This window comes from Lentzea sp. NPDC058450 (assembly GCF_042721395.1).
Taxonomy (GTDB): Bacteria; Actinomycetota; Actinomycetes; order Mycobacteriales; family Pseudonocardiaceae; genus Lentzea.
Genome location: NZ_JBHXLO010000038.1, coordinates 1 through 22,229, shown reverse-complemented (window position 1 = coordinate 22,229; position 22,229 = coordinate 1). Strand labels below are relative to the sequence as shown.

The 22,229-nt window shown below is 68.7% G+C and carries 24 protein-coding genes; 17 read left to right on the top strand and 7 right to left on the bottom strand.

From position 1 onward, the window contains the following. The first annotated feature begins 7 nt into the window (after positions 1-7). The 3 genes from ACFWNN_RS39030 (at position 8) to ACFWNN_RS39020 (ending at position 3,075) form a co-directional block, all read left to right on the top strand. Positions 8-244, top strand: a complete 237-nt coding sequence (locus ACFWNN_RS39030; protein WP_382445005.1) for a hypothetical protein — start codon at positions 8-10, stop codon at positions 242-244. 227 nt (positions 245-471) lie between these two features. Continuing rightward, entirely contained in the window at positions 472-1,482 is a 1,011-nt protein-coding gene (locus tag ACFWNN_RS39025; RefSeq protein WP_382445004.1) for a hypothetical protein, read from the top strand. Positions 1,483-1,569: 87 nt separating this feature from the next. After that, positions 1,570-3,075, top strand: coding sequence for an aldehyde dehydrogenase family protein (locus tag ACFWNN_RS39020; RefSeq protein WP_382445003.1), 1,506 nt, complete (start codon positions 1,570-1,572; stop codon positions 3,073-3,075). Between the two features lie 20 nt (positions 3,076-3,095). Here the strand turns inward: ACFWNN_RS39020 and ACFWNN_RS39015 are convergent, their stop codons facing one another. Continuing rightward, a complete protein-coding gene (locus tag ACFWNN_RS39015) occupies positions 3,096-4,088 on the bottom strand; it encodes an ABC transporter substrate-binding protein (RefSeq protein WP_382445002.1) in 993 nt (330 codons plus the stop codon). A gap of 145 nt (positions 4,089-4,233) precedes the next feature. Between ACFWNN_RS39015 and dhaK the strand changes: the two genes are divergently transcribed. The 5 genes from dhaK (at position 4,234) to ACFWNN_RS38990 (ending at position 10,111) form a co-directional block, all read left to right on the top strand. Continuing rightward, positions 4,234-5,226, top strand: coding sequence for a dihydroxyacetone kinase subunit DhaK (gene dhaK / locus ACFWNN_RS39010; RefSeq protein WP_382445001.1), 993 nt, complete (start codon positions 4,234-4,236; stop codon positions 5,224-5,226). 1 nt (position 5,227) lies between these two features. After that, positions 5,228-5,854 (top strand): dihydroxyacetone kinase subunit DhaL, encoded by a 627-nt coding sequence (dhaL, locus tag ACFWNN_RS39005; protein WP_382445000.1) that lies wholly within the window; start codon positions 5,228-5,230, stop codon positions 5,852-5,854. Next, entirely contained in the window at positions 5,851-6,561 is a 711-nt protein-coding gene (dhaM, locus tag ACFWNN_RS39000; RefSeq protein WP_382444999.1) for a dihydroxyacetone kinase phosphoryl donor subunit DhaM, read from the top strand. Before dhaL ends, dhaM begins: the two co-directional genes overlap by 4 nt. Before the next feature lie 1,133 nt (positions 6,562-7,694). Then, positions 7,695-9,470 carry a 3-hydroxyacyl-CoA dehydrogenase family protein gene (locus ACFWNN_RS38995; protein WP_382444998.1) on the top strand — a complete coding sequence of 592 codons (1,776 nt, stop codon included), beginning with the start codon at positions 7,695-7,697 and terminating at the stop codon, positions 9,468-9,470. A 44-nt stretch (positions 9,471-9,514) separates the two neighbouring features. Further along, positions 9,515-10,111, top strand: coding sequence for a DUF3558 domain-containing protein (locus ACFWNN_RS38990; protein WP_382444997.1), 597 nt, complete (start codon positions 9,515-9,517; stop codon positions 10,109-10,111). A gap of 21 nt (positions 10,112-10,132) precedes the next feature. On the opposite strand, the gene ACFWNN_RS38985 is transcribed toward ACFWNN_RS38990, so the two are convergent. Next, a complete protein-coding gene (locus ACFWNN_RS38985; protein WP_382444996.1) occupies positions 10,133-10,345 on the bottom strand; it encodes a zinc ribbon domain-containing protein in 213 nt (70 codons plus the stop codon). Between the two features lie 33 nt (positions 10,346-10,378). Between ACFWNN_RS38985 and ACFWNN_RS38980 the strand changes: the two genes are divergently transcribed. Next, on the top strand, positions 10,379-10,672 hold the full coding sequence (locus ACFWNN_RS38980; RefSeq protein ID WP_285646468.1) for a hypothetical protein: 294 nt from the start codon (positions 10,379-10,381) through the stop codon (positions 10,670-10,672). A 3-nt stretch (positions 10,673-10,675) separates the two neighbouring features. Here ACFWNN_RS38980 and ACFWNN_RS38975 read toward each other — a convergent pair whose 3' ends face one another. Both ACFWNN_RS38975 and ACFWNN_RS38970 read right to left on the bottom strand, forming a co-directional pair. Further along, entirely contained in the window at positions 10,676-11,368 is a 693-nt protein-coding gene (locus ACFWNN_RS38975) for an alpha/beta fold hydrolase (RefSeq protein ID WP_382444995.1), read from the bottom strand. Then, positions 11,365-11,913: a GNAT family N-acetyltransferase gene (locus ACFWNN_RS38970; RefSeq protein ID WP_382444994.1), complete on the bottom strand. Its 549-nt coding sequence runs from the start codon at positions 11,911-11,913 to the stop codon at positions 11,365-11,367. The genes ACFWNN_RS38975 and ACFWNN_RS38970 overlap by 4 nt, the downstream gene beginning before the upstream one ends. A 24-nt stretch (positions 11,914-11,937) precedes the next feature. Here ACFWNN_RS38970 and ACFWNN_RS38965 point away from each other — a divergent pair, with 24 nt between their 5' ends. Continuing rightward, complete coding sequence (locus tag ACFWNN_RS38965; protein ID WP_382444993.1) at positions 11,938-12,465, top strand: histidine phosphatase family protein; 528 nt, start codon at positions 11,938-11,940, stop codon at positions 12,463-12,465. Between the two features lie 93 nt (positions 12,466-12,558). Here ACFWNN_RS38965 and ACFWNN_RS38960 read toward each other — a convergent pair whose 3' ends face one another. Continuing rightward, positions 12,559-13,872 carry a chromosome segregation protein gene (locus ACFWNN_RS38960; protein WP_382444992.1) on the bottom strand — a complete coding sequence of 438 codons (1,314 nt, stop codon included), beginning with the start codon at positions 13,870-13,872 and terminating at the stop codon, positions 12,559-12,561. A 36-nt stretch (positions 13,873-13,908) separates the two neighbouring features. Then, entirely contained in the window at positions 13,909-15,222 is a 1,314-nt protein-coding gene (gene ccrA / locus ACFWNN_RS38955; protein WP_382444991.1) for a crotonyl-CoA carboxylase/reductase, read from the bottom strand. A gap of 163 nt (positions 15,223-15,385) precedes the next feature. Here ccrA and ACFWNN_RS38950 point away from each other — a divergent pair, with 163 nt between their 5' ends. Both ACFWNN_RS38950 and ACFWNN_RS38945 read left to right on the top strand, forming a co-directional pair. Next, positions 15,386-15,745, top strand: coding sequence for an SPW repeat protein (locus tag ACFWNN_RS38950; RefSeq protein WP_382444990.1), 360 nt, complete (start codon positions 15,386-15,388; stop codon positions 15,743-15,745). A 63-nt stretch (positions 15,746-15,808) separates the two neighbouring features. Continuing rightward, positions 15,809-16,357, top strand: a complete 549-nt coding sequence (locus ACFWNN_RS38945) for a TetR/AcrR family transcriptional regulator (RefSeq protein WP_382444989.1) — start codon at positions 15,809-15,811, stop codon at positions 16,355-16,357. Here the strand turns inward: ACFWNN_RS38945 and mce are convergent. Then, the gene (gene mce / locus ACFWNN_RS38940; RefSeq protein WP_382444988.1) at positions 16,354-16,800 is read right to left on the bottom strand and encodes a methylmalonyl-CoA epimerase; all 447 of its coding nucleotides are present in this window, start codon (positions 16,798-16,800) and stop codon (positions 16,354-16,356) included. The two genes, ACFWNN_RS38945 and mce, sit on opposite strands and share 4 nt — an antisense overlap. A 125-nt stretch (positions 16,801-16,925) precedes the next feature. Here mce and ACFWNN_RS38935 point away from each other — a divergent pair, with 125 nt between their 5' ends. The 5 genes from ACFWNN_RS38935 to ACFWNN_RS38915 all read left to right on the top strand — a co-directional run bounded on the left by ACFWNN_RS38935 (position 16,926) and on the right by ACFWNN_RS38915 (position 21,988). Further along, positions 16,926-18,116 (top strand): acetyl-CoA C-acetyltransferase, encoded by a 1,191-nt coding sequence (locus ACFWNN_RS38935; RefSeq protein ID WP_382445068.1) that lies wholly within the window; start codon positions 16,926-16,928, stop codon positions 18,114-18,116. 10 nt (positions 18,117-18,126) lie between these two features. Beyond that, complete coding sequence (gene meaB / locus ACFWNN_RS38930) at positions 18,127-19,077, top strand: methylmalonyl Co-A mutase-associated GTPase MeaB (protein ID WP_382444987.1); 951 nt, start codon at positions 18,127-18,129, stop codon at positions 19,075-19,077. Beyond that, the gene (locus ACFWNN_RS38925; RefSeq protein ID WP_382444986.1) at positions 19,074-19,682 is read left to right on the top strand and encodes a hypothetical protein; all 609 of its coding nucleotides are present in this window, start codon (positions 19,074-19,076) and stop codon (positions 19,680-19,682) included. Before meaB ends, ACFWNN_RS38925 begins: the two co-directional genes overlap by 4 nt. 162 nt (positions 19,683-19,844) lie before the next feature. Next, a complete protein-coding gene (locus ACFWNN_RS38920) occupies positions 19,845-21,344 on the top strand; it encodes a GAF domain-containing protein (RefSeq protein ID WP_382444985.1) in 1,500 nt (499 codons plus the stop codon). Further along, entirely contained in the window at positions 21,335-21,988 is a 654-nt protein-coding gene (locus ACFWNN_RS38915; RefSeq protein ID WP_382444984.1) for a response regulator, read from the top strand. Before ACFWNN_RS38920 ends, ACFWNN_RS38915 begins: the two co-directional genes overlap by 10 nt. Positions 21,989-22,229: the final 241 nt, after the last annotated feature.

Below are 22,229 nucleotides of genomic sequence, written 5' to 3'. Positions count from 1 at the left end.
GGCCGCCATGAGGTTGTTCGACCTGCGACTGATCATCGCTTTCCTCTTCGGCCTGTACGGCGTCGTACTGGTTGTCATCGGGCTCGGTTTCACGACCGACGCGGACCTGAAGAAGGCCGAAGGGGTCAACATCAACCTGTGGGCCGGCATCGCCATGGTGGTGCTGTCGGCGGCGTTCGCGGCCTGGGCGACCTTGCGGCCTCAGTTCGCGGACACGGACAAAGAGCCGCTCAAGGAGCTATGACTGGGGACGACCGGGGTAAACGGGGTTGAAGGCCTCGATCGTCCACGCGTCGAGCCAGTTGACTGCGCGGCGAATGCGGTTGAACACGTCTCTCCTTCTGTCGGGGTCTTCACCCTGTACATCGCGTCGATCTTCTGAATCGTTCCCGTAGCTGTGGGTGACATGTGCCACGGAGGAACTCGGGGTACCGGCCACGGAAGCGGGCAAAGGGCACTACCGTGCACGTCGTGCCTCGTTTTCGTGCCACCGCTGTGGTCGCCGCCGCCGCGTTGCTGATGGCCGGCTGCGCGACCGGGCCGGGTCTCGCCAAGACCAACTCGCCGCGTCGCACCGTGCAGGCGGGTGCGGACGCGACCACGACGACCGATCCGTCGACCAAGCCGTCGTCGCAGGCGGGCAAGCCGGTCGACCCGGCGTTCGCCGCGGAACGGTTGCGGCTGGTCAACCCGTGCGCGTTGATCGAGAAGGAAGTCCTCCAGACGGTCGGCACGCCGTCGAAGTACACGAGCAGCTCCTACACGCGCTGCTCCAACTACATGAAGGACAAGACGGGCAAGACGCTCAACGTCACGCTGGACATCGGCTACACGCTGACGTCCACGGAGCTCAAGAACGCGACCAAGCAGATCGCGGGGCTCAAGAGCGGCGAGCAGAAGCTCAACGCCTCGGCGTGCTTCATCTCGGCCGTCACGATGGAGAACCCGGCACAGGCGGTGCGGGTGCAGATCGGCACCGGCAACGACGGCAACGACCCGTGCGAACCCGGCCGCAAGGTGCTCGAAGGCGCGGTCCGCAAGCTCAAGGGCAACCCGCAGAAGTACAGCCCGCCGAAGGGCTCGCCGGTCGAGGTCGACCCGTGCGCGATCGTGGAGCGTTCGGCGCTCTCGCCCGTGCTGGGTGCGTCGCCGCGGGCGCTGCCGTTCGGTCTGCACCAGTGCTCGTGGTCCGGCCAGAGCGCGCAGATGCAGATCGAGTTCAAGACGGCGCGCATCCCGTCCGACGGCAAGTTCGACTCCAGGTCGGTCGAGGTCGACCTCGGCGGGTCGAAGGCCTACCAGGCGTTCAAGGACGGCCCGTTCCCGACGTGCGAGCTCGTCGTGGTCCGGACCAAGGACCAGGCCGACGCGGGTGAGATCGTGGAGTTCACGGTCGCGGCCTCGAAGGAGAACGGGATTGACCGTTGTGTGGCGTCGCAAGCGTTTGCCAAGGCGGTTCTTCCCTCGCTGCCCCAGGCCTGACGGTCCCCCTGCGGGGCCAGGCGGGGGCTGAAAGTTCCTCGAGTACGCGTTAATGTCGAGGTTACTGGCGAGTACCGGAGGAGCACCATGACGCAGACCGCTTCGGACAGCGCACTTTCGGCCGATGGCGAGCAGCGGCGGTTCGCTTCACTGGACCCGCGCACGGGCGAGGTCGTCGCGCATCACCCGATCCACACGGCCGCCGAGGTCGAGGACGCCGTGTCGTCGGCCCGCGAGGCCGCCGCGTGGTGGGCGGGGCTCGGGTTCGAGGGGCGCAAGACCAAGCTCGACGCGTGGCGCAAGATCCTCTCGCAGCGCGCGGACGAGTTCATCGCGTTGATCAGCGCGGAGACCGGCAAGCCCGCCGACGACTCCCGCGTCGAGGTCGCGCTGGTGATGGACCACCTGCACTGGGCCGCGCGGCACGCCGGTCGTGTGCTGGGCAAGCGCCGTGTGTCGTCGGGCATGCTGATGGTCAACCACAGCGCGTCGCTGGAGTACCGGCCGTTGGGCGTCATCGGCGTCATCGGGCCGTGGAACTATCCCGCGCACACGCCGATGGGTTCCATCTCGTACGCGCTGTCGGCCGGCAACGCCGTGGTGTTCAAGCCGTCGGAGTTCACGCCGGGCGTCGGCACGTTCCTCGCGTCGACGTTCACCGAGGCGGTGCCCGAGTACCCGGTGTTCCAGGTGGTCACGGGCTTCGGTGAGACGGGCGCGGCGCTGGTGTCCGCCGGCGTCGACAAGATCGCGTTCACCGGGTCCACCCGGACCGGCAAGAAGGTCATGGCCGCCGCTGCCGCGTCGCTGACGCCGGTGCTGGTCGAGTGCGGTGGCAAGGACGCGTTGATCGTCGACTCGGACGCCGACCTGACCGCCGCCGCCGAGGCCGCGATCTGGGGCGCGGTGTCGAACGCCGGGCAGACGTGCGCGGGCGTGGAGCGGATCTACGTGGCCGAGGAGGTCGCGGACGCGTTCATCGAGGTGCTGGTGAAGCGGGCGAAGAAGCTCAAGCCCGGCGGGGAACCGAACGCGAACCTCGGGCCGATCACCATGCCGTCGCAGGTGGAGATCATCCGCGAGCACGTGCAGGACGCGCTGGACCGCGGTGGCAAGGCCGTGGTGGGCGGGCCGGAGTCGATCAGGCCGCCGTACGTCGAGCCGGTGGTGCTCACGGACGTGCCGGAGGACTCGCTGGCGGTCACCGAGGAGACTTTCGGGCCGACCGTGGTGATCAACCGGGTACCGAACGCGCTGGAGGGCGTGCGGCTCGCGAACCAGTCCAAGTACGGGCTGGGGGCGGCGGTGTTCTCGAAGTCGCGCGGCGAGGAACTGGCCGCGGAGCTGCGGGTCGGGATGGTGTCGGTCAACTCGGTGCTGACCTACGCGGCGATCCCCGGGCTGCCGTTCGGCGGGGTCGGGGACTCCGGGTTCGGGCGCATCCACGGCGAGGACGGGCTGCGCGAGTTCTCCTACGCCAAGGCCGTGACGAAGCTGAAGTTCAAGTCGCTGATCGACATGGCGACGTTCGACCGGTCGTCCATGGCTGGCAGGCAGATGCTGCGCCTGGCGCGGATGCTCTTCGGTCGCTGAAGAGCATCCGCTGCGGTGTTTTAGGCGCCCAGCTGCTTCTTCATGTCGTCCAGGACGACGTCCGCGGCGAGCACGCCGAGACCGAGGAAGTAGGTCTCGTCGAGCACCGGCTTGGCCTTGCCCGTGCTGACGGCGTTCAGCTTCGTCCACAACGGACCGCCGAGGACCGACGCCTGCGCGGTCTTGGCCGGGTCGCCGTAGGTGGAGTAGAGGATGAAGTCGCCGTCGGCCTTGCCGATCTCCTCGGCGCTGACCTCGGCGGCCAGGTCGTCCACCTGGGACGGCGTCGGCTGGCCGATCTTGGCGTCGATCAGGATCGTGCCGATGAACGACTTCTTGGCGTACAGGCGGATGCGGCCGGGCATGAAGCGCAGCGCCGTGACCGTGGGGCGCACGCCGAGCTTCTTCTCGACGGCGTCACCGGTCTCGGTGGCCTTCTTCGTGTAGTCCTCGAGCATCTTCGCGGCGTCGGCCTGGCGGTCGAGCGCGGCCGCGTTGAGGAGGAAGTTCTCCTTCCACACGTAGCCGGGGCGCACGCTGAACACCGTGGGGGCGATCGCGGCGAGCTTCGGGTAGAGGGCCTCCGCGCGCAGCTGCGAGCCCAGGATGAGGTCCGGGTTCAGCTTGGTGATCGCTTCGAGGTTGAGGTTGTTGGTGCTGCCGACGTTCTCCGGCGTGCCGCCCTTGTCGCCGATGTAGGACGGCATGGTGGGGGCGCCGTCGGGGTAGGCGATGCCGACGGGCTTGATGCCGAGCGCCACGACGTTGTCGAGCTCGCCGGTGTCGAGCACGACCACCCGTTCGGGTTTCTTCTCGAGCTTGGTCTCACCCATCGCGTGCTTCACCGTGCGGGGGAACTCGCCCGGCTTGGAGGTCGTGCCGAAACCGTTGCTCAGCTCGTACGCCTTGCCGAAGTCCTCGCCACCTTGGGCGACGGTCGGCTTGTCCGGCGTGCTGGAACACGCGGTCAGGGTCAGGGCGACTGCCACGAGCAGTGCGGCTCTCTTGGACACGACGTTGTTCCTCCACTACGGAACGTGATGTTGACCAGCATTTGTTAGGGCAGCCTAACGGTAACGGTGTCCTTTGCCCGTTCCGAGTGTCAGACCCCCGGAGTAAGAAGGAACACGGTCACCGGCGATCGGAAGGGGCTGTTCGATGAAGAAGATCATCAATGATCCGGAAACCGTGGTGCAGGACGCGCTGCGGGGCATGCAGGCCGCCCATTCCGATCTGTTGTCCGTGCATTACGACCCCGCGGTCATCGTCCGGGCGGACGGACCGGCGCAGGGCAAGGTCGCGCTCATCTCGGGCGGAGGCTCGGGCCACGAACCGTTGCACGGCGGGTTCGTGGGCCGCGGCATGCTGTCCGCCGCCTGTCCCGGTCCCGTCTTCACCTCACCGACGTCGGACCAGGTGGTCGACGCGATCGCGCGCACCGACGGCGGCGCGGGCGCGTTGCTGATCGTGAAGAACTACACGGGCGACGTGCTGAACTTCGAGATGGCCGCCGAGCTGGCCGAGACCGAGGTCCGTTCCGTCGTGATCGACGACGACGTGGCGGTGAAGGACTCGCTCTACACGGCCGGCCGCCGAGGCGTGGGCGGCACCGTCCTGCTGGAGAAGATCGTGGGCGCCGCGGCCGAACGCGGCGACGACCTGGCGGCGTGCGAGGCGCTGGCCTTGCGGGTGATCGCGAACGTCCGCTCGATGGGCCTGGCGCTGACCGCGTGCACGGTGCCGCACGTGGGCGAGCCGTCGTTCGAGCTGGCCGACGACGAGATGGAGATCGGCATCGGCATCCACGGCGAACCGGGCAGGCAGAAGGTCCCGACGGGCACGGCGTCCGAAATGGTCACCGCGCTGCTCGAACCGATCCTGTCCGACCTGCCGTTCGCCGCCGACGACCGAGTCCTGCTCTTCACCAACGGCATGGGCGGCACCCCGCTGATCGAGCTGTACCTGGCCCACGGCATAGCCGAACAACTGCTGGCGGACCGGGGCATCACCGTCGAACGCAGGCTGGTCGGCCCGTACATCACCAGCCTGGAGATGCAGGGCATGAGCCTCACCCTGCTCCGCCTGGACGACGAGATGGCCGAACTCTGGGACGCGCCCGTCCACACGCCCGCACTGCGATGGGGAGTCTGAAGTGGGTTGCACGGCGACTGACGTGATCACGGCCGTACGAGCGGCAGCGGCCGTGATCCAGGACCACCGCGACGAACTGGTGCGCCTGGACCAGGCCATCGGCGACGCCGACCACGGCGAGAACATGAAACGAGGCTTCACCGCGGTACTGGCACGCCTGGAGGCAGAACCCCCGGAAACCCCGGGCAAAGTCCTCAAACTGGTGGCCACCACCCTGATCTCCACAGTGGGCGGAGCAGCGGGCCCCCTCTACGGCACGGCGTTCCTCCGAGCGGCCTCAGCCGTGGGCGACACCCCAGAACTCGACTGCGACACAGTCGCCAAAGCCCTCCAAGCAGCCCTGGACGGCGTAATAGCCAGAGGCAAAGCCGCCGTAGGCGACAAAACCATGGTCGACGCCCTCACCCCAGCGGTAGCAGCAGCCTTCCGCGCCGAAGGCACAGTCGCCGCAGCCCTCTCCGCAGCAGCAGACGCGGCGGCGGAAGGAGCCAACTCGACAGTCCCGATGGTCGCCCACAAAGGCCGAGCCTCCTACCTGGGCGACCGAAGCGCGGGCCACATGGACCCAGGAGCAAGGTCGACAGCCCTGCTGCTCCGCTCCTTCGCAGACACGGCAACAAAATCATGACCACGAACCCCCGAGTGGGCCTGGTGGTCGTGAGCCACAGCGACATGCTCGCCAACGGCGTAGCCGAACTGGCAACCCAAATGGCCCCGGACACCACAGTCATCCCAGTGGGCGGCACAGAAGAAGGAACCCTAGGCACCGACTACAACGCAGTAGTAGAGGCCCTGACAGACGCCGACGCAGGAGCAGGCGTCGTAGTCCTCTACGACCTGGGCAGCGCCAAGATGACAGCAGAAATGGCCGTCGAATCGGCAGACGACCCCACCCGCTACGCAGTGGTGGACGCCCCGCTGGTCGAAGGCGCAGTGGCAGCAGCCGTCGCAGCCCAAGGCGGCGCCGCCCTGCAAGACGTGGCCACAACAGCAGAAGGCGCCTCAGCCGAATCCCCAACCACCACCACAACAACAACCCAACGCCCAGCCCTGCACCTAGTACAAGACGGCGCCGTACAAACAGAAGTCCACCTGACCAACGAGGTTGGCTTACACGCCCGCCCAGCAGCCCTGCTGGCCCGCACGGTGGCAGAACTGGACGCCGAAGTAACCATCCGCTACGGCACAGAAGAGGCCAACGCAGCCAGCGTCCTGGCCCTGATGGGCCTGAGCGCCCCAGGCGGCAAGTCCATCACAGTGATCGCCACGGGCAAGGACGCGGCCGAAGCAGTGCGCCGAATCGAGGAGCTGGCAGAAAGGGGCTTCGACGACTGACCGCCCAAGACGAGCCGCAAGCGACCCGGCCCGAAAGCGAGGCGGGGCAAGGCAAGACAGTCCGGGCGAGGCGACCCGGAAGCGAGGTGGGGCAAGGCAGGGCACGGCGAGTGAGGCAGGACGGGGTGAGGCAACGCGAGGTGAGGCGGAGGGGCGAGGCTGACAAGCGGCACGAGGCAGGGGTGGGGCAGGGGTGCGGTGAGGCGCAAGAGGACAGGGTGAGGTGAGGCGAGGCGGGAAGATAGACCGGCGGGGCCGGATAGGCCTGGCACGCAGGCAGGGCCGGGCAGGCCGGGCATGCACGCAGGCATGCACGCAGGCAGGCAGGCAGGCAGGCGGGGCCGGGCAGGTAGGCAGGCAGGGCCTGGCCGGGCACGCAGGCAGGGCAGGGCTGAGGTAGGGCGCGCGGAATGCGCGGCCGGTCGTTGAGGTGACCTGAGATCTAGGTCGGATGTGGTCGACCAAAGGCTTGAGGTGTTCGCGATGCCGAAGGCGAGCCCGTCTGAGCGTGCGTACGGCAATGGCGTAGCCGAGCTTCCTTGCCTCAACGCAATGCCGAAGGCGAGGCGTACATCCTGGGCGCACCACGGCAACCGGTAATGACGTGACGTACCAACTCAACGCAACCACGCACTCGAAGAGATTGGGGCTTGACTTTGGGTGCGAGGTGCTAGCTTCGAGAGCTCGGCCGGGCGCTTTTCAGCCCGGCCTTTTCCGGCCGACCAGCACCTCGCAAGGGCCCCGAAGTCAAGCCCCAATCTCTATCGACGCGCCAGCGGCGATGACGCAACCACGCTCGTCACGACCCAAGGCGACCACCAACCCAAGGTGATTCGACCGCACAGGCCGACCACCCCGCTGGAACCGCAGCCGGCCAACGCAAGCTGACCCGCGCACCACCCCACAATCGGCCTAACCACCCCATTCCCCCACATGGGTTGAACAGCCGAAACCCCGGATCTAGCCGTTTCCTAAACCGATAACTGTTTCGATCCTGATGGCGAAGCTCACGACCCCACCACCCACCATGAGTGGCATAGTCGCCCGCAAGTTACTCCTTGGTAGCCCACCAGAAGCTCACCCCCGAAAGCTCACCCGAAGCCCGAGGTAAGCACCCCGGCAGGGAGGTCCCAGTGGCGCGCGAGATCAAGACCGTCGGAGTCGTCGGCTTCGGAACCATGGGCGCGGGCATCGTGGAGGTACTGGCGCGCACCGGCCTCACCGTCAAGGTGGTAGAAGCGGACGAGGCGGGCATCGAGCGAGGCCAGGACCACCTGGAGCACTCCACCACCAGGGCAGTGAAGCGCGAAAAGCTCACACACCAAGAAAAAGAGGCTCTCCACGCCCGAGTGGAAACGAGCCTGGACCTCTCCACCCTCGCCGACTGCGACCTGGTCATCGAGGCCGTCCCGGAGAGCGTCGAACTCAAGACCCTGATCTTCAAGCAACTGGACGCGATCCTCGGCCCAGACGCGATCATCGCGTCCAACACCTCGTCGCTCAGCATCACCGAGATCGGCGTGGTGACGAAGCGTCCCGGCAAGGTCGTCGGCCTGCACTTCTTCAACCCCACGCAGGTGCTGAAGCTGGTCGAGGTCGTCCGCACGGTCGTCACCGAGCCGGACGTGATCACGGACGTGGTCGCGTTCACGGAGCGCCTGGGCAAGTCGCCGGTCGTGATCGGCGACAGGGCCGGGTTCATCGCGAACGCGCTGCTGTTCCCGTACCTCAACCACGCCGTGAAGATGCTGGAGTCCAAGTACGCCACGCGTGAGGACCTCGACGCGGCCATGCGGTACGGCTGCGGGTATCCGATGGGACCGTTGGCGCTGCTGGACCTCATCGGTCTCGACACGGCGTACGAGATCCTCGACACGATGTACCACCAGTCGCGCAACCGGCTGCACTCGCCGGCGCCGCTCCTCAAGCAGATGATCACGGCGGGTCTCAGGGGCAGGAAGACCGGGCGCGGGTTCTACACCTACGACGGGCCGGACTCGCCGACCATCGTGAAGGACGCGCACACACCGTCTGAAGTGGACAGTGCGGTCCAGGCGAGGGACGTCCAGCGGGTCGGTGTCATCGGCACCGGCACGATGGCCACGGGCATCGCCGAGGTGTTCGCCAAGCGCGGGTACGACGTGGTCCTCCGGGCGCGCGGCCTGGACAAGGCGGAGAAGGCGATCGGCGCGGTGCGCAAGTCGCTGGAGCGCGCGGTCAGCAAGGGCAAGCTGTCCGAGGCCGACCGCGACGCGACGCTCGCCCGCATCTCGCCTGCGGTGGAGTTCGTGGAGCTCGCGGACTGCGACCTGGTCGTGGAGGCGGTCGCCGAGGAGATCGGGATCAAGAAGGAGGTCTTCGCGGCGCTCGACGAGGTGTGCAAGCCGGGTGCGGTGCTCGCGACGACCACGTCCTCGCTGCCCGTCATCGAGGTCGCGGCGGCCACGAGCAGGCCCGCGGACGTCGTCGGCCTGCACTTCTTCAACCCCGCGCAGGTCATGAAGCTGGTCGAGGTCGTGGAGACGATCTCCACCGGCGCCGACGTGGTGGCCACGGCGCGCAAGATCTGCCTCGACCTCGGCAAGCACCCCGTGCACTGCGGTGACGTGGCCGGGTTCATCGTGAACGCGCTGCTCTTCCCGTACCTCAACGACGCGGTGAGGATGCTGGAGGCCCACTACGCCGAGGCCGACGACATCGACAACGCCATGAAGGTCGGCTGCGGACTGCCGATGGGACCGTTCGCGCTGCTCGACGTCGTGGGGCTGGACGTGTCGCTGGCGATCCAGCGGACGCTCTACAACGAGTTCCGCGAGCCCGGCTTCGCGCCGGCGCCGTTGCTGGAACACCTGGTCACGGCCGGTCGGCTCGGCCGCAAGACGGGCAAGGGGTTCCGCGACTACTCGTGAGTCGCTCACAGGGGCACCATGTCGCGTCTGGCATGGTGGGCGCCATGCGTCGACTGGTGCTCCTGTTGGCTGTCCTCGTGCTCGCTTCTGGCTGTGCCAAGGCGACCGTTGAGGGCAGTCCCGTTGCGCAACCGGTGCTCGACGCCGCCTCGCCGTTCGACAAGGAGTCGGACCCGAGCACCGACCCGAGCGAGTCCGTGAACCCGGACGACCCGGAGAACGCGCCGATCGACGGTGAGATCACGCCCACCTGCGCCAAGCTCAAGTGGACGGACCTGCCCTACCCCGGCACCAAGGCCGAGACGCCGCCCACCCAGATCAACTACGACTCGACGTTCGAGGAGTCGTGCCGGTGGACGACGAAGATCGACAACGTCGAGGTCGGCGTCTCCCTGCGCGTCCGCGACGGCAAGCAGATCACGATCGAGCGCACCACCGGTGAGTGGGACATCAACAGCCACAAGGTCTCGTACCTCGACCGCACGGGCGAGGAGGACGTCGAACCGTCCTGCGTGGTCGCGCTGCCCTACAACGGTGGTGGGCTCGGGATCATCGTGATCGACTCGACCGGCAAGTTCGGCGGCGTCTGCGACCAGGGCCGCAAGATCGCCGAAGTGATGATCGAACGCGAGACGGCCTGACCACGCGCTGAACCCGCGGTCCTAGCTGCAGCAACCCCCACCGCAGCACCCGCCACCGCCGCCGCCACCACCGGGCGCGGCCTGCTGGGTGCCGCCGATCCCGGCCATGGACAGCAGCTTCACCGTGTCGGGGTGGCCCTCCGGGCAGTTCGCGGGCGACGAGGACTCGCTCATCGGGCGCTGCACGTCGAAGGTGTCGTCGCAGGTTCGGCAACGGAACTCGTAGGTCGGCACGAGCTGATTCTACGAGCGATTACCGTTGTCGCCGTGCCTCGTCGTAACAGCCCCAAGCCAGAAGAACCGCGGCCCCTCGGGGGCGGTGTCGGCTGGGCGCGCGCCGAGTCGGGGCCGGACGGCGAGTGGCTGGTCCGCGCCATCTCGGGCGCGCAGGCGCAGAAGACCTACCGCTGCCCGGGCTGTGACCACGAGATCCGCCCCGGCGTCGCGCACGTCGTGGCGTGGCCCGCGCAGGAGTCCGGCTCGGTGGACGAACGCAGGCACTGGCACCAGGCGTGCTGGGACTCGCGCGGCCGGCGTGGCCCGACCGCGCGCCGCTGGTAGCGCCTAGATCCCGACCTGCTCGCGCCACCGCTCCAGCCGTGCCCGGAACTCCTCGGGCTGCTCGACCGGCGGCAGGTGCCCGGCGTTCTCGATGCGTTCGCTGGTGGAGTGGTGCAGCGTGACGGCGAGCTTCGCGGCCACGTCGGGTGGCGTGATCCTGTCGTGCTCGCCGACCAGCACCAGCGACGGCACGGCCAACGACTCCAGCACGTCCGTCGAGTCCGGCCGCCGCGCCATCGCGCGCTGCCACCACGCCACGTCCTCGGCCCGCTGCTCGAGAATCATGGTGCGCACCGACGCGCGCGCCGTGTCCGAGGCGTCCGGCCCGAGCAGGTTCGGCAGCATCGCCTCGACGAGCCACTCGCCGACGCCCTCGCGTTCGGCGCGGTCCGCCATCGCGTGCCGGTTCGCCACGGCCTCCGGCGCGTCCGCGGTGTGCTTGGTGTCGACGAAGACCAGGCCCTTGACCCGTTCCGGCGCCCGCCGCAGCAACGCCATCGCCACGTAGCCGCCCATCGAGCACCCGCCGAGCAGCACCTGGTCGAGACCGCGCTCGTCGAGCACCTTCAGTACCTGGTCCGCGACGGTCCCGAGGTCGGGCTCGCCGTGCCCGCGCAACGACGGCGTGAGCGCGCCCGGCACGTCCCACATCCGCGCGTCGAGCGGAAAGGCGTGCAGCAGCACCAGGTCGTTCATCGGCTCTCCCACTCCGACGCCAGCACCGACCACACCTCGAGATCCTGCCGGACCCCGCGGTACTCGTGGTGCGAGCGCAACACTCCGTCCCGGCTCATCCCGAGCCGCCGCGCGACGGCGATGCTCGGCTCGTTGCGCGACGACACCATCCACTCAACCCGATGCACGCCACGCTCGCGAATCGCCCAGTCGATCAACACGCTCGCCGCCCGCGTCACCAGCCCGCGACCCGTCGCCGACGGCTCCAGCCAGCACCCGACCTCGACCCGCCCCTGCGGGATGTCCATGATGCGGAACAACACCCCACCGACGAGCTTGTCGCCGAGCCAGATCCCGAAGATCCGCCCGATGTCGGCCGCGGCCTTGTCCGCGTACCCCTGCAACAGCCTGCGCGCGCTCTCCAGGTCCTTCGCGGCGTCGGCGAACCCGATGTGCTCGCCGATGGACTCCCGCCCGCGCTCCATGTGCGCGAAGAACTCCTCGGCCTGCCACGGCTCCAACGGCCGCAGCTCGGCGCCGTCCTCGCCCAGCGACTTCACGAACATCCTGTTCCCCCAAGATGGTGAGTTGTGCCCACACGAATCGTATTGGTGCGTCATGCGCAATCCGTCCCGCCGCGCTTCGGCGAGGACGACAACGACACCAGGCCCCTGGCACCCGCCGGACTGGAAGCAGCAGACGAGCTGGTGACGCGGCTCGTGCCGTACGAGCCGGTGGCGGTGCTGTCCAGCCCGCAGTGGCGAGCGGTGCAGACGGTGCGGCCCACGGCTGACGCGCTGGGACTCCCGGTGATCACGTGGCCCGAGCTGCGGGAGTGGGAGCCGGGGCTGTTGCCGACTCCGGACTGGGAGGCGCTGTACTCGCGCAGCTGGGCCGACCCGACGTGGGTGTACGGGGCGGGGGAGAGCCTGGACACGCTGACCAGGCGCGCGGGGGAGGCCTTGGCGCGCATCGGGATCGAGTACCCGGACGCGACCGTGCTCGTCGGGTCGCACGGGACGTTCGTGTCGCGTGCGCTGATCGCGGTGGGGCGGCACGCGGACTTCGACTCGTGGCGCGCGATGCCCATGCCCGCGATCTGCGAGGTGACGGTCTGAGGCGCGGTCAGGGCCCGAAAACTGTCGGTGCCGTCTGGGAGAATTGAAAACAGGGGTCCCTCTGGGCGGGGGACCCCTGCGTGAGCGTGGGTGTCAGGGCTTCTTGGCCGTCTGCGGCCGGGCGAGCTTCGCCGTCGGGCCGTCCAGCTGAGGCGCCTGCGCCTGAGACGGCTGCGGTGCCTGCGCCGGCTTGTTCGGTGCCGGTGCCTGCGGAGTGGCGGGCGGCGCCGGAACGGCCTGCGGAGGCGCCGCCTGGGTGGGCTGCGCGGGAGCCGGGGCCTGCGGAACCGCGGGCTTGGCCGGTGCCTGAGGCGGCTGCGGGACCTGCGCCGGAGTGCCCGGACCGGCTTGTGCCTTTGCCGGCGGACCGGCCTGGGCCTGTGCCGGCGGGACGGCCGCCGAGGCCTTCTCCTCCTCCACCGGGTCGAGCAGCGGCACGACGTCCTGCAGGGCCGTGCGCACGTTGTGGAGCTGGTGCGACAGCCGGTTGCGGAGGTTGCGGAGCTGGTCGACGCGCTGGGTGGCGGCGGTCGTGCGGCGGTTGGCTTCCTCGGTGGCCTCGCGGACTCGGCGGTTCGCCTCGTCGGTGGCCTCCTGGATGCGGGCGGTGGCTTCGGTTACCGAGTCGTGGCGGCGGCGGTTGGCCTCTTCGGTGGCCTCGCGGACGCGGCGTTCTGCGTCGGACTTCGAGGTGGTCTGCTCCTGAGCGATGGCAGCGCGCACTCGGGCCGCCTCTTCGGCTGCCTCGCGCATGCGGCGGTCCGCCTCGCCCTTGGAGGTGGCCTCCTGGGTGGCGAGGGTGGCCATGGCCTCGGAGCGGCGGGCGGCCATCGCGATCTCGAAGTCCTCTTCGACGGTCACGCGGCGCTGCTCGGACTCGTCGGCGATCTTGCGGGCGGCGCCCTCGGCCTCGGAGACGATCTTCTCGGCTTCCGAGCGCGCGGTTTCCAGGACGCCCTTGTGCTCGGCCTCCATGGAGGTGCGGCGTTCGTCGAGCTCGGCGATCAGCGTTTCGTAGCGCTGGCGCAGGACGCCCGCGTCGGCTTCCGCCTTGGCGCGGATGTGGCCGCCTTCGGCCTCGGCGCGCGCCTTGATCTCGTTGGCCTCGTCCTGGGCCAGGCGGAGCATGCGCTGGAGGCGCTCGGAGAGCCCCTCCAGCGTCGTCGGCGGCAGTGACAGGCGCTCCACCTGGTTGCGCATCTCGGTGATCTCCGAGCGTGCGGCTTCCAGCTGGCGCGCCAGATCCGACGTCTGGGACACGGCGGCATCGCGGTCCGCGGCGAGCAGCCGCAGGTCCGAGTCGAGGCGTTCGAGATGATCCTCGACCTGGGCGCGGTCGTAACCGCGCTTGACGATGTCGAAGCCGGATCCCAGTGGGACGAGGTCACGGTCGTCGGCGAGGCCCATGCCCCTCACGCTACCCGTTCGGGTAACCCCGGAAGGTCACACACCCCGGAATCGATTGATAGCTGTGAGGTGCTTCGCGCGCAGTTCGTGATCCAGCACACCAAGACCTTCTTCCGGGGCAAGGCAGAGCACGCCGACCTTGCCCTGGTGTGCGTTGCGGTGCACGTCGTGCGCGGCCTGTCCCGTTTCGTCCATTGAGTACACCTTGGACACAGTCGGGTGGATCTTTCCCTTGGCGATCAAGCGGTTCGCCTCCCACGCCTCGCGGTAGTTCGCGAAGTGGGAGGAGAGGATGTGCTTGAGGTTCATCCAGAGGTAGCGGTTGTCGTACTGGTGCATGTACCCGGAGGTCGACGCGCACGTCACGATCTTGCCGCCCTTGCGCGCCACGAACACGGACGCGCCGAACGTCTCCCGGCCGGGGTGCTCGAAGACGATGTCCGGGTCCTCGCCGCCGGTCAGCTCACGGATGCGAGCGCCGAACCGCTTCCACTCGCGCGGGTCCTGCTCGTGCTCGTTCTTCCAGAACTTGTAGCCCTCCGCCGAACGATCGATGATCAGTTCGGCGCCCATGGAACGAACGATCTCGGCCTTCTCCGGCGACGAGACGACACAAACGGGCGTGGCGCCACCGTTCAGCGCGAACTGCGTGGCGTACGAACCGAGCCCGCCGGACGCACCCCAGATCAGCACGGTGTCGCCCTGCTTCATGTTCGCGCCGTTGGTCGACACGAGCTGCCGGTACGCCGTGGAGTTCACCAGGCCGGGAGACGCGGCCTCCTCCCACGTGAGGTGGCGCGGCATCGGCATCAGCTGGTTCGACTTCACCAGGGCCAGGTCGGCGAGACCGCCGAAGTTCGTCTCGAAGCCCCAGATGCGCTGCTGCGGGTCGAGCATCGTGTCGTTGTGCCCGTCCGGCGCCTCCAGCGGCACGTCCAGACAGTGCGCCACGACCCGGTCGCCCGGCTTCCACGCGGTGACGCCGGGACCGACGCGGACGACGACACCGGCCAGGTCCGAGCCCACGACGTGGTACGGCAGGTGGTGCTTCCCGCCCAGCTTCTTCAGGAACCCGAACGTCGAGACCGGCTCGAAGATCGACGTCCAGACGGTGTTGTAGTTGATCGCGGAGGCCATCACCGCGACCAGCGCCTCGCCCGGCCCGAGCTCGGGCGTCGCGACCTCGTCGACGTGCAGCGACTTGCGAGGGTCTTTGTCCCTCGTCTCAAGGCCTGAGAACATCTCGGCCTCGTCCGCGTGCACGGTCACGCCCCGATAGCTCTCCGGAACGTCCAACGAACCGATCGCGTCCAGCTCGTCGGCCAGGATCGCGTCAAGGATCTTCTGCACGGCGGCATTCCTTCCCTAGTGAGGGATAGTCGCAGGTTGCCGGAGGTTACTCAGTAGTAACCGATTCAGAATCCTGCTTGTGAGGGATTCCACTCGGAAGAGTTGACCGGGCGGCCAACCAAGGAGGAGCATTGAAGGTGTCCGAGAAAGGGAGGTGGTGGAGATGACCAAGGCGTGGACCAGGTGGCAGGACTGGACCGAGGTGGCGATCGGTGTTCTGGTGCTGCTGTCTCCGCTCGTCGTGGACACCTCGAACGCGGCCATGTGGACGATGATCGTGCTCGGCGCGCTCATCGCGATCGACGGACTCGTCGACCTCGCCGTGCCCGCGATGATCTACGGGGAGTACGTGCAGATGGTGCTCGGAGCACTGCTGTTCATCTCGCCGTGGGTGATGAGCTACAGCGACCTGATGGCGGCCTCGTGGGTCTCCTGGGTCGGTGGCGTGCTCACCGTGGCCGCGGGGGCGCTGGCGATGCCGTCCGCGAACGCCGCGCACTCGGCCGCGGCACAACCGCACTGATCAACCTGTGAACCTGTGGGCCCGGGAAACGTTCTGGGCCCACACAGTCGTGGAGGCGAGAGCGTGGAGGATTCGGCCAAGGAGCGCATCCTGACCGCGGCCGAGGAGCTCTTCGCCGACGGTGGTTTCGACGCCACCCCGACGTCGAAGATCGCTGAACGCGCCGGCGTCCCCAAGGGTCTGGTGCACTACTACTTCAACCGCAAGAAAGACCTGCTCGCCGCGCTCGTCGCCCGGCTGCCGGACAGCACGGTCGACCACCGCGGGGTCGTTGTCGCGGGGGACGTCGCGGAGTCGCTCAGAAGACTGGTCGCCGCGCTCGACGCCCGCTTGAACGCCTCACCGCTGCTCTCGCACCTGCTGTGGCGCGAGGCGGACACGCACGAGGCCGTCCGCGACGCCATGCAGGCGCGGTACGCGAACGTCGCCACGCAGATCAAGCAGGTCATCCTCGCCGCGGGCGGGGCGGCCGTCGCGCTCAAGGACGTCGAGGCCGCCTCGGCCCTGCTCGCGCTCGCTGTCAGCTACCGGCACTCGGTGGCGCGGCACAGCGACGAGGACGACCCGATCGACAGGGAACTGGACTTCGTGGCCGGCGCGCTCCAGCGCTAGTGCTGTGCGGCGGCGGGCTCGACGAGCTCGATGAGCACCCCGCCGGCGTCCTTCGGGTGCACGAAGTTCACCCGGCTGTTGGACGTGCCGCGCCGCGCCGCGTCGTAGAGCAACCGCAGGCCCTTCGCCCGCAGAGCGTCCGCCGCAACGTCCACATCGGACACCCGGTACGCGAGCTGCTGCAGGCCGGGCCCGGACCGGCCGATGAACTTGGCGATCGTGGAGTCCTCGTTCAACGGCGCCAGCAGCTGGATCGCGGTCCCGGCGGCGTCGCCCGGCGCGTGCAGCATCGCCTCGCGCACGCCCTGCTCCTCGTTCACCTCTTCGTGCGCCACTTCGAGGCCGAAGTTGTCGCGGTAGAACGCGATGGCCACGTCGAGATCAGGCACCGCGATGCCCACGTGGTCGATCGCGGTCACGAATCGAGCGATGTCTGCGTTCATAACGGCGAAGGGTATCTACCTGATCGGTGCAGGTGCCCCTGTGCGGGGTCTCACACGATTACCGCCCAGTAGGCGCAGGTATGGTGCCTAGTTAACGACCGTTCGCTCTTCCAATGGAGGCAGTTGTGTCCGGTTCCGTGATCGTCGCCGGGGCGCGCACCCCGATGGGCCGACTGCTGGGATCGCTCAAGGACTTCTCGGGCGCCCAGCTGGGTGGCGTCGCGATCAAGGCGGCACTGGAACGCGCGGGCGTCGCCCCCGAGCAGGTGCAGTACGTGATCATGGGTCAGGTGCTCACCGCCGGCGCGGGCCAGATCCCCGCTCGCCAGGCCGCCGTGGCCGCGGGCATCCCGATGAACGTGCCGGCGCTGACCATCAACAAGGTCTGCCTGTCCGGCATCGACGCGATCGCGCTGGCCGACCAGCTGATCCGCGCCGGCGAGTTCGACGTCGTCGTGGCCGGTGGCCAGGAGTCGATGACGCAGGCGCCGCACCTGCTGCCGAAGTCGCGCGGCGGGTTCAAGTACGGCGACGTGACGATGCTCGACCACATGGCGCACGACGGCCTGTTCTGCGCGTTCGACCAGGTCGCGATGGGCGTCTCGACGGAGAAGCACAACGAGCGCTACGGCGTCACCCGCGAGGAGCAGGACGCGTTCTCCGCGCGGTCGCACCAGCTCGCCGCGAAGGCCGCCGAGAACGGCGTGTTCGAGGCCGAGATCGCGCCCGTCGCGATCCCGCAGCGCAAGGGCGAGCCGGTCCTGTTCAGCACGGACGAGGGCGTCCGCGGCGACACGACCACCGACACCCTCGGCAAGCTGCGCCCGGCGTTCGCCGCGGACGGCACGATCACCGCCGGTTCGGCGTCGCAGATCTCCGACGGCGCGGCCGCGGTCGTCGTGATGAGCAAGGCCAAGGCCGAGGAACTGGGCCTGGAGTGGATCGCGGAGATCGGCGCCCACGGCGTCGTCGCGGGCCCCGACGCCTCGCTGCACGAGCAGCCGTCCAACGCCATCAAGGCCGCCTGCGCCAAGGAGGGCATCGACCCCGCCGACCTCGACCTGATCGAGATCAACGAGGCGTTCGCGGCGGTCGGCATCGTCTCCACGAAGAAGCTCGGGATCTCCGAGGACAAGGTCAACGTCAACGGCGGCGCCATCGCGCTCGGCCACCCGATCGGCATGTCCGGCGCCCGCATCGCCCTGCACCTCGCTCTCGAGCTGCAGCGGCGGGGCGGCGGCGTGGGTGCCGCGGCGCTGTGCGGTGGTGGTGGTCAGGGCGACGCTCTGATCATCCGCGTGCCCGCCAAGGCCTAACCTCCTGGCTGTGGCCAAAGCCGTTGACGTAACAGGACTGGTCGACCGCGCGCGTGACGGCGAGCCGCGCGCGGTCGCCAGGCTGATCTCCCTGGTGGAACAGGCGAGCGAGGCGCTGCCCGAGGTGGCCGCCGCCCTCGCGCCCTACACCGGCAACGCTCAGGTCGTCGGCCTGACCGGCGCCCCGGGAGTCGGCAAGTCGACCTCCACCAACGCCCTGGTGCGCGCTTTCCGCGAGCAGGGCAAGAAGGTCGCGGTCATCGCCGTCGACCCGTCCAGCCCGTTCTCCGGCGGTGCGCTGCTGGGCGACCGCGTGCGGATGGGCGACCACGCGACGGACCCCGGCGTGTTCATCCGCTCGATGGCCACCCGCGGGCACCTCGGCGGTCTCTCGTGGGCCACTCCGCAGGCGCTGCGGGTCCTGGACGCGGCGGGCTTCGACGTCGTGCTCGTGGAAACCGTCGGCGTCGGTCAGTCCGAGGTCGAGATCGTCGCGCTCGCCGACACGACGATCGTGCTGCTCGCGCCGGGCATGGGCGACGGCATCCAGGCCGCGAAGGCGGGCATCCTGGAGATCGCCGATGTGTTCGTGGTCAACAAGGCCGACCGCGACGGCGCCGACCAGACCGCCCGCGACCTCAAGTACATGATCTCCCTGGGCCGGCGCGACCGCGACGGCCCGTTGTGGCGCCCGCCCGTGGTGAAGACGGTGGCAGCCCGCGACGAGGGCCTGGACAAGGTCGTCGCGGCGATCGGCGAGCACCACGCGTGGATGGCCGAGCACGGCGAACTCCACGAACGCCGGCTGCGCCGCGCGGGGGCCGAGATCGAGGCGATCGCGGTCGAACGCGTCCGCACCCGGTTCGGCGGAACCGACGAGCTCGCGAAGCGCGTCGTCGCGGGTGAACTCGACCCGTTCGCGGCGGCCGAGCAGTTGATCAGCGGTAACCTGCGGCCATGACCGCTTGGGGACCGCCTCCACCCGTCGTCGTCGACCTCGGCAAGAGCGACACCCGCAAAGTCCTGATCGGCGGCTCCGTCGCCGGAATCCTCGGCATCCTCGCGCTGGTGGGCGCCGTCACGGCGTTCCTCGACGGCGAACCGGTCGGCGGCAGCATCGCGGCCGTCATCGGCATCGCGTTCACCTTCATCGGCGTGATGGCCGTGGTGAAGTGGAAGACCATCTCCCGCCCGCGCAAGCTGATCATCGAGCAGCAGGGCATCCGGCTGGACGACCCGCAGGGCATGCCGTGGGCCGTCGGCTGGCAGGACCTGGGCGCGATCTCGATCTCCCGCACGCAGGAACGCGCCGTGCAGCTCGCGGACGCCCTGGTGCGCCGCACGCTGGTCCGCGTCGACCTGCACCCGCGCGACCCGCAGCGGTTCCGGCCGGCGCACCCGACGATGGAACCGATGTGGGAGTTCCACCGCGTGCAGAACGGCTACCGGCTGCCGCTGGGGGACTCGGCCGGGTTCATCGCGCCGATCGACCAGGCGCTGCGGACGTTCGCCCCGCAGATCTACCGGGGCGTCATCGACGAGGGCTTCACCGTCGGCCTCCACTGACGAACGCAGAGTTCCGAAACGAGACGCACCTCTACTCTCAGTAGTCCCGAATTTCACTGTTTGCAGTGTTGGTCTCCCCCTTGACTACTCAGGGGAGTTACCCTCAGTCGTTCGTGCGGTGTCACTTCTATCCCCCCAAGGGGTGAAGCCGTGGGCGGCAACGTGAGCACAGAACAGCGGGTTCTGGACGTCGTGCTGTCCTTCGCCGAAGACGACACGCTCCCCGAACTCCTCCGCCACGTCGTCGAGTCCGCCTGCGATCTGACCGGCGCCCCCTACGGCGCGTTAGCGGTGATCGACGGCCACCGCGAGCTCACCGAGTTCACCGCCCGCCACGACGGCCAGGTCCAGATCACCTCGGGCGACCCGCGCTCGATCAGCGCGGCCGACTTCCTGGGCGCGCCGATCAAGGTCCACGACGAGACGTTCGGCAACCTCCTCCTGAGCGGCAAGGCCGAGTTCACCCGCCAGGACCGCGACGTCCTGCACGCGCTCGCCACCGCGGCGGGCAGCGCCGTGGGTCACCTCGACCGCTACGACCAGACGCGCAAGCGTGAGGTCTGGCTGCGCGCCGCAGCAGAAGTCACCACTGACCTTCTGTTAGGCACGAACGGCCGTGACGCTCTCTACCGCGTGGCGCGCGCAGCACGCCGCACGGCCAACGCGGACTTCGCGGCGTTGGTGTTGCCCGACCACAACGGCGACCTCGTCATCGAGGTGACCGTCGGCGGCGAGTACGACGCCGAGGGCATGCGCGTGCCGAAGGAGGGCACCTCCACCTACCGCGTCTACGAGTCGGGCATGGGGGAGTGCCACGACGAGGGCACGCTGCCCGAGGTGCCAGGCCCGTGCGCGGTCGTGCCGATGAAGGTGGGCGACCGCACGATCGGCGTGCTGCTCGTGACGAGGCTGCCGGACGAACCGAGCTTCGACGACCCGGACCTGATCGAGACGTTCGCCGCCCAGGCCTCCCTGGCGCTGGAGTTCACCAGGGCCAGGGGCGACACCGAACGGCTCGCCGTCCTCGAGGACCGCGACCGCATCGCCCGAGACCTGCACGACCTCGTCATCCAACGACTCTTCGGCCTGGGCCTCGGTCTCCAGGGCCTCACCGGCATGATCAACAGACCTCAGGTCATGGAACGGATCAGCGGTTTCGTCGAGGAGGTCGACCACACGATCCGCGAGATCCGCCGCACCATCTTCTCCCTGCAGGAACCCCCGTCCGGCAGCACGAGCCTGCGCGGCCAGCTCCTCAACGCCGTGCACGACTCCGCCCGCCTGCTGGGCTTCGAACCGGACGTCTCCCTGGAGGGCCCACTCGACACGGTGGTGCCCGACCAGGTCAGACCAGACCTTCTCGCCACCCTGCGCGAGGCGCTGACGAACGTCGTACGACACGCACGAGCGAAGCACGTAGCCGTCGCCGTAACAGTCGACCGCACCGTGTCGAGTCTCGAGCTGTTGGTCAAGGACGACGGCAGAGGCTTGCCGTTGGCTGACGATTCCGGCGGCCTGCCCCACCACGCGGGCGGCTTGGCCAACATGGCGGCTCGGGCGCGGCGCCACCACGGCGACTGCGCGGTGGACTCGATCCCCGGCGCGGGGGTGAGCGTCACCTGGTTCGTCCCACTGGTGCTGCAGGAGGCGAGATGGCGATAGCGGTGCTCTTGGTGGACGACCACGAAATCGTGAGACGAGGCCTCGTACAGCTGCTGGCCCAAGCAGAAGACGTAGAGGTAGTCGGCCAAGCGGACAGCGCGGCCGCGGCGATCGCCCAAGCACCACGCCTGAAACCCGACGTGGCCATCATCGACGTCCGCCTGCCCGACGGCGACGGCGTCACGGTCTGCCGGGAGATCCGCAGCCTGGTCCAACCCCCACCGGCCTGCCTGATGCTCACCTCCTACTCCGACGACGAGGCGCTCTTCGGCGCGATCATGGCGGGCGCCTCCGGCTACATGCTGAAAGAGGTCTCCGGCAACGACCTGGTGGCTGCCGTCCGCACTCTCGCCTCAGGCGGCTCACTTCTCCACGCCGGTGTCACCGCCACCGTCCTGCAACGCCTCCGAGGCGGCCCCGAAGAAGACCCGCGCTACGCCGCCCTGAGCCCACAAGAACGCCGCATCCTCGACCTCATCGCCGAGGGCATGACCAACCGCCAGATCGCGAACCGCCTGTTCCTGGCCGAAAAAACCGTGAAGAACTACGTCTCCTCACTGCTGCACAAGCTGGGCTTCGACCGCCGCACCGAGGCAGGCGTCTACGCGGCCCGCCGCAGACGCACGCACCCCGGCACGTTCTGAACGAGGCAGCCAAGCACGCAACCGCAGCCACGCACGCAACCGCAGCCACGCACGCAACCGCAGTCGCGAACGCAAGGTGACCACCGTCTTGGCCCGGCGCGCGCTCCCAACCGGCAGCCGTCGACGCAAGCCAGCCACCTACGAGGCCTGGCACGCGATGCCGAAGGCGAGCCCGAACGGGCTGATGCCCGCCACAGAGCCGGTTCCACCCGCGCATGGCGATTGGGGCTTGACTTTGGGT

Bases quoted from the DNA above. Each gene is read 5' to 3' on its own strand.
- ACFWNN_RS39020 (WP_382445003.1), top strand. From the start codon at position 1,570: ATGACGCAGACCGCTTCGGACAGCGCACTTTCGGCCGATGGCGAGCAG.
- ACFWNN_RS38915 (WP_382444984.1), top strand. From the start codon at position 21,335: ATGGCGATAGCGGTGCTCTTGGTGGACGACCACGAAATCGTGAGACGA.
- ACFWNN_RS38975 (WP_382444995.1), bottom strand. From the start codon at position 11,368: ATGAACGACCTGGTGCTGCTGCACGCCTTTCCGCTCGACGCGCGGATG.
- mce (WP_382444988.1), bottom strand. From the start codon at position 16,800: ATGAACGCAGACATCGCTCGATTCGTGACCGCGATCGACCACGTGGGC.
- ACFWNN_RS38990 (WP_382444997.1), top strand. From the start codon at position 9,515: ATGCGTCGACTGGTGCTCCTGTTGGCTGTCCTCGTGCTCGCTTCTGGC.
- ACFWNN_RS38925 (WP_382444986.1), top strand. From the start codon at position 19,074: ATGACCGCTTGGGGACCGCCTCCACCCGTCGTCGTCGACCTCGGCAAG.
- ACFWNN_RS39030 (WP_382445005.1), top strand. From the start codon at position 8: ATGAGGTTGTTCGACCTGCGACTGATCATCGCTTTCCTCTTCGGCCTG.
- ACFWNN_RS38970 (WP_382444994.1), bottom strand. From the start codon at position 11,913: ATGTTCGTGAAGTCGCTGGGCGAGGACGGCGCCGAGCTGCGGCCGTTG.
- ACFWNN_RS38960 (WP_382444992.1), bottom strand. From the start codon at position 13,872: ATGGGCCTCGCCGACGACCGTGACCTCGTCCCACTGGGATCCGGCTTC.
- dhaK (WP_382445001.1), top strand. From the start codon at position 4,234: ATGAAGAAGATCATCAATGATCCGGAAACCGTGGTGCAGGACGCGCTG.
- ACFWNN_RS38950 (WP_382444990.1), top strand. From the start codon at position 15,386: ATGACCAAGGCGTGGACCAGGTGGCAGGACTGGACCGAGGTGGCGATC.
- dhaM (WP_382444999.1), top strand. From the start codon at position 5,851: ATGACCACGAACCCCCGAGTGGGCCTGGTGGTCGTGAGCCACAGCGAC.